Below are 4825 nucleotides of genomic sequence, written 5' to 3'. Positions count from 1 at the left end.
TCCATTATCTCTTCTTTTCCTAGATAATCCTCATGAACGGGAAGATAGACTGTGATGTTGTATGTTCCATCTTCCAATTCTCCGATATGGGGGCATGAGTAAAAGGGATTGCTTTTAGGTGTATATCCTGCCGCTACAGCTGTTTGAATCATATCTTGAAAGGCTACTGCAATCTCATCACCGACAATATTATAGTTCACACTCAAGACATTACTCATCATTAAGGATTGATTCATACCATATGTAATTTCTGCCATTTTACTTCTCCACTGGGATAATCAAATCCACAAACAAATCATCATAAACAGGTATCAAGACTAGGTATAACTTATCTTGCAACTCCCAACCATGATCACGAATATAAGCTTTCATCTCCTCAATTGTTTCATCCAAGCTACCATCAAATAGAACCCGCTTGCTAATTCCTTCTATATCTAGAGATGCCTGATAATCCAGTTGACTTGTTGGCTCTGCTTCAGATATAACTGGAATATAGACTCCCACATCTTGCTTTTCTTCGTTAAATTGAGTTGGAGTCATCTCAAAAATGGTAGGGCCATCTTTATAAATACCATCAGTATAGGGAAGGAGTTCTGTATGAACAAATAACTCCAATAGTTCGTCCGCTTGAATCTGGACCTGGTCTGTCATCAAATGGCTCATATGTAGTTGTATTTCTTTAATCATCTTTAGTTACCTTTCTACTAAATCTATCTCTGTCAAATTCTCTGTTGGAAATCATATCTGGGTTTACTTCTATATGCTTGATTGAAGTCTCTGCCTCAACATCATTACGGTGTTGGTAGGCATAGATAATTATAAACCATGTAGCATAAAACAAATGTCCAAATGTCATCGAAAACAAGGACATTCCCCATCCCATAAAATAATCATATCCAATCATCGCTAGAAATATACAGATACATGATAAAATAAGTGGAGGAGCGAATACAAAGTTAAGCATAACTTTGCTGGCCTTCTGCGAGATAATTTCTTCAGAGTCTAAATTGACCAAACAGCTCATGACGACTATAACAATAATGGATTGAATAAGAGGGAGGGATAGCTTTAAACCGATAAAACTATGATCCCCACTCAAACTATTGAAAGCAATGATGGCATAAACATGGCCAGTCAGATACATGAGATAGGTTCCAAAGCTAGTTAAAATTCCTCGCTTAAGATCCAAAAGAAAAACCAGATTTAAAATCCAAACAACAATCCCTGTAATAATCAAGCCTTGATGTAAGGCAGGATTTTTTAAAATCCTTAATCCTGCAAGCCAAAATCCTGTAAATACCAAGGGATACAAAATAAAAATCCCATTTAACACCCCCCAAAGAGGAACCGGTCCCTTTATTCTACTTCTTTGAAATTCAAATGTTTTTTTAATTCGTTCCAGTATCATTTAAACCATCCTCTCATACCTTTTAAAACTTTACTTTTTAAACCTATCTCTGTCAAACTCTCTGTTTGAAATCATATCTGGGTTTACTTTTATATGCTTGATTGAAGCTGTTTCTTCAACATAATGACGGTGTTGGTAGGCATAGATAATATAAAGCCATGTTCGGTACAAATAAGGCCCAAAAATCATGAATAATAAAGACATCCCCCATCCCATAAAATAATCATATCCAATCATCCCTAAAAAAATAAAGCAAAGCGATAAAATTACAGGAGGTCCAAATAAAAAATTATAGACATTTTTGACGGCCTTTTCTGATAAAATTTCTTCAGAATCTAAGTTGACCAGACAAGTCCCAACAATAACAACTATAATAGCAAAAATAAGGGGGAGGAAAATTTTCAAACTAATAAAACTATGATCCCCACTTAAACTGCTAAAAGCAATGATGGCATAAACATGGCCCGTCAGATACATGAGATAGGTTCCAAAGCTAGTTAAAATCCCTCGCTTAAGATCCAAAAGAAAAACCAGATTTAAAATCCAAACAACAATCCCTGTAATAATCAAGCCTTGATGTAAGGCAGGATTTTTTAAAATCCTTAATCCTGCAAGCCAAAATCCTGTAAATACCAAGGGATACAAAATAAAAATCCCATTTAATACTCCCCAAAGAGGAACTGGTCCATGGACACTCCTTCTTTGAAACTCAAAAAATTTTTTGACTCTTTCAATAATCATTTAAACCATCCTCTCATGCCTTTGATCAGGCTATTGGCACCTTTTTTAAGATTATCTGTTATATGAAAATCATCATTAAGTTTATTTGCAAGCCAAACAGCACCTGCGGATACTCCAATTGCAATTGCCCCAGGTAACCAAACAGGAGCTGTCGCACCAAAAACTAAACCTGCTAGCGCTGCTCCAGCACTCGCTCCAGCAATCCCTGCAACAGTTGTTCCCGCTGCCTTAGCCGCATCTATCACAAAACCTGTCGCCTTACTAGCCTCAACTTCATTTCCTCTCAATCCTTGACGTTTGGCCTCTTTTTCATTATAGGGTAGCGATTTCACTATTTTGCATATCGATAAGGTCAAAGGTATCTGTCTTTAAAAGAACACTATTAAAAGCTTCCATGTTCTTTATGGTATCATCTAAACTCTTGACTGCTTGACTATAGCTCGTATTCACACTATCCAAACTAGGATTCGTTAACGTTAGGATATCACTTATCCCTGCATAGATATTTTGTGTCTTACTGGAACTGCCCTTTAATCCCTCGATCGGATCTTTCATGCGTTGCTTGATACGTTCTAGGTATTCTGTCTTAATAATGGCACTGTTGTCGGTCTCACCAACCGTCTCCTTAAAAAGCTTGATAATCCCATCATAGCGGTTTACGATACTATCCAAAGCATTGCTATAGTTATCTAGCAAAGGAATCTGGTAGTTAGAAACTTTTTGGTTGATTGTGTCCTTAACGACACCTTTGAGATTATCTGTAGAGACAACTTAAGATAAACTGCTTCTGGCTTTGGTTAGATCGCCCTTGATACCACCTACAGATGTACTCAAGGCCGATTTTCGAGCCTGTACCTCAGATAAATCAATCTTCATTCACTATCTCCTATCCATATACGCTAGAAACAATGCCCTCATTGAAATACTCTCTGCGAAAGGACAATTACACCATTATATATTATTCTATTTTTCCTTTTTTAATGCTACTTTCAATAGAGCCAAGCCATTTCTTATATAATTTAACAAAACGCTCTTCATCAATATCACTATATCCTTTGAACACAATATCATCAATATCTTCATGCTTAAAATAATAAACTTGCTCTGGAGTTAATCCTTCTGGAAATAGAGCTCCAGTATAATCAAACAATACATCCTGACCTTCCTACTCTACAATAGCGCCCTATTTAAAATCATAACTTTTTGGTTTCCACCAGATAAATAAACAATAGTTCCAATAGGCAAAATCATAACTTTCTCCTTATTTAACAATATAAAATTTATGTCTTTTAACTACAAATAATAAGTTAAAAAACCTAGCAAATAACAGCTGATAGAATCCTAAACATCCAAAAACAATTAACAAAATAAAATTTGATGAAGCAACTCCCATAAAAAGACAGATTGGAATTCCTAAAAAACAACTTAAAAAATCAACTATTTTTTGAGGAAATTTGATGAAGCTTTTTCTTGGTTCCTCTACTCTTCGTAAAATACTTTTTTCATCTACCAAAATAGGGATTTCATCTGTATTTGACTTAAAGATAAGAAAAGAAATCAGTAATATAGCTCCACAAAAAATCATTGATAACCAAAGATACCATGATTCTCTAATTATCGAATTATTAAAAATCAATAGTGGGTTAATATGTTTTGGTAGAATCAAAAGAAAAACTAGTACAATGCCAATACTATACTCCAGTAAGCTTCCTTGAAATTGATCCATTATTCTCCAAGTTGTTGTTTTTATACTAGCATTGTCAACTTTATAGATGGGATACTCTGTATTATATTTCGGGAATAACCCAAACAAATAGGTGCGTACATCCTTGGGATTTGAATAATCTATTATATATTCTTGATTGGAAATCCTTATCAGGTAATATCTATTATTCACACGCCCAACTAAACTAACTTTATAACGTCTATTCGACACTTTCATTACCCACCACCTCATATTTTATAGCTCTACTCGTAGGCTGAAATTCAATAAATTTAATCAGAATAATGGATCAGGTACAAACACCTACCATCCAAATGCTCCTTTCAGAGAAGAAAGTGAGTTACTGAGTGCTTTACCTATCTTTTTGAACTCGAACTTCGGATACATTTATTCTACTTAATCTTCATTATAACATTTTCTCACCATATAGAAAATCCTAGAATAGAATTCTAGGATTTGTATGTCATTTTTTAAAATCATCTACACTGAAGTGCTCATAGGTGATTTTTGAGACTTCCTCATCATAACGACTCAAAAAGTCTTGAAATCTACGATCGATGTAACCGAAGAATAGAACTTCATCTATATCCTCTTTGTTAAAGAAGATAATGTTTTGATTAACAAGCCCTAGTGGAAGACTGACAGCCCCAAAGTCAAAATAACCTTGCTTGCCGTCCTTTTCAGTAACTGGACAATGATTAACAATCATGACAGGCTCCACACCTTCTCTCACTCGAACAACACTTCCAATCGGTAAAGCTGTACGTTCTGACATCAGTTTTCTCCTTCTAAATATTTCTTCGCTTCCTGAACATAAAAGAGTTCTGGATTTTCATGGGCGATACTTTCAAACAAACTTCGGGCACGAGCTTCATCTCCTTTTAATTGGGCATTGAGAGCGCCATAATAAGAAAACATGATTCGAGCTAACTTACTTTCTGGTTCAGTAATGT

General features: G+C 35.2%; 7 protein-coding genes and 2 pseudogenes. All 9 read right to left on the bottom strand.

What is annotated here, in order from left to right:
- Positions 1-257, bottom strand: a pseudogene (locus tag RYK12_RS09935) (DUF5085 domain-containing protein); the annotation flags it as partial.
- Between the two features lies 1 nt (position 258).
- A complete protein-coding gene (locus RYK12_RS09930; RefSeq protein ID WP_038804217.1) occupies positions 259-687 on the bottom strand; it encodes a hypothetical protein in 429 nt (142 codons plus the stop codon).
- Positions 680-1408, bottom strand: coding sequence for a hypothetical protein (locus tag RYK12_RS09925; protein ID WP_314848827.1), 729 nt, complete (start codon positions 1406-1408; stop codon positions 680-682). The genes RYK12_RS09930 and RYK12_RS09925 overlap by 8 nt, the downstream gene beginning before the upstream one ends.
- Before the next feature lie 30 nt (positions 1409-1438).
- The gene (locus tag RYK12_RS09920; RefSeq protein WP_261096963.1) at positions 1439-2149 is read right to left on the bottom strand and encodes a hypothetical protein; all 711 of its coding nucleotides are present in this window, start codon (positions 2147-2149) and stop codon (positions 1439-1441) included.
- Positions 2146-2481, bottom strand: coding sequence for a hypothetical protein (locus RYK12_RS09915; protein ID WP_314848825.1), 336 nt, complete (start codon positions 2479-2481; stop codon positions 2146-2148). Before RYK12_RS09915 ends, RYK12_RS09920 begins: the two co-directional genes overlap by 4 nt.
- Positions 2462-2851, bottom strand: coding sequence for an LXG domain-containing protein (locus RYK12_RS09910; RefSeq protein ID WP_260468278.1), 390 nt, complete (start codon positions 2849-2851; stop codon positions 2462-2464). The genes RYK12_RS09915 and RYK12_RS09910 overlap by 20 nt, the downstream gene beginning before the upstream one ends.
- A 256-nt stretch (positions 2852-3107) precedes the next feature.
- A pseudogene (locus tag RYK12_RS09905) lies at positions 3108-3400 on the bottom strand (DUF4176 domain-containing protein).
- 10 nt (positions 3401-3410) lie between these two features.
- Positions 3411-4091 carry a hypothetical protein gene (locus RYK12_RS09900; protein ID WP_061421771.1) on the bottom strand — a complete coding sequence of 227 codons (681 nt, stop codon included), beginning with the start codon at positions 4089-4091 and terminating at the stop codon, positions 3411-3413.
- Between the two features lie 244 nt (positions 4092-4335).
- Positions 4336-4647, bottom strand: a complete 312-nt coding sequence (locus RYK12_RS09895) for a DUF4176 domain-containing protein (RefSeq protein WP_125409819.1) — start codon at positions 4645-4647, stop codon at positions 4336-4338.
- Between the last annotated feature and the right edge of the window lie 178 nt (positions 4648-4825).

It is taken from the genome of uncultured Streptococcus sp., assembly GCF_963518475.1.
Classification (GTDB): Bacteria; Bacillota; Bacilli; order Lactobacillales; family Streptococcaceae; genus Streptococcus.
Note: the sequence above shows the minus strand (reverse complement) of the source record. Positions and strands in the feature narration are given on the sequence as shown.

Coding starts and splice junctions, on each gene's coding strand:
- RYK12_RS09930 (WP_038804217.1), bottom strand. CDS start 687: ATGATTAAAGAAATACAACTACATATGAGCCATTTGATGACAGACCAG.
- RYK12_RS09920 (WP_261096963.1), bottom strand. CDS start 2,149: ATGATTATTGAAAGAGTCAAAAAATTTTTTGAGTTTCAAAGAAGGAGT.
- RYK12_RS09900 (WP_061421771.1), bottom strand. CDS start 4,091: ATGAAAGTGTCGAATAGACGTTATAAAGTTAGTTTAGTTGGGCGTGTG.
- RYK12_RS09925 (WP_314848827.1), bottom strand. CDS start 1,408: ATGATACTGGAACGAATTAAAAAAACATTTGAATTTCAAAGAAGTAGA.
- RYK12_RS09895 (WP_125409819.1), bottom strand. CDS start 4,647: ATGTCAGAACGTACAGCTTTACCGATTGGAAGTGTTGTTCGAGTGAGA.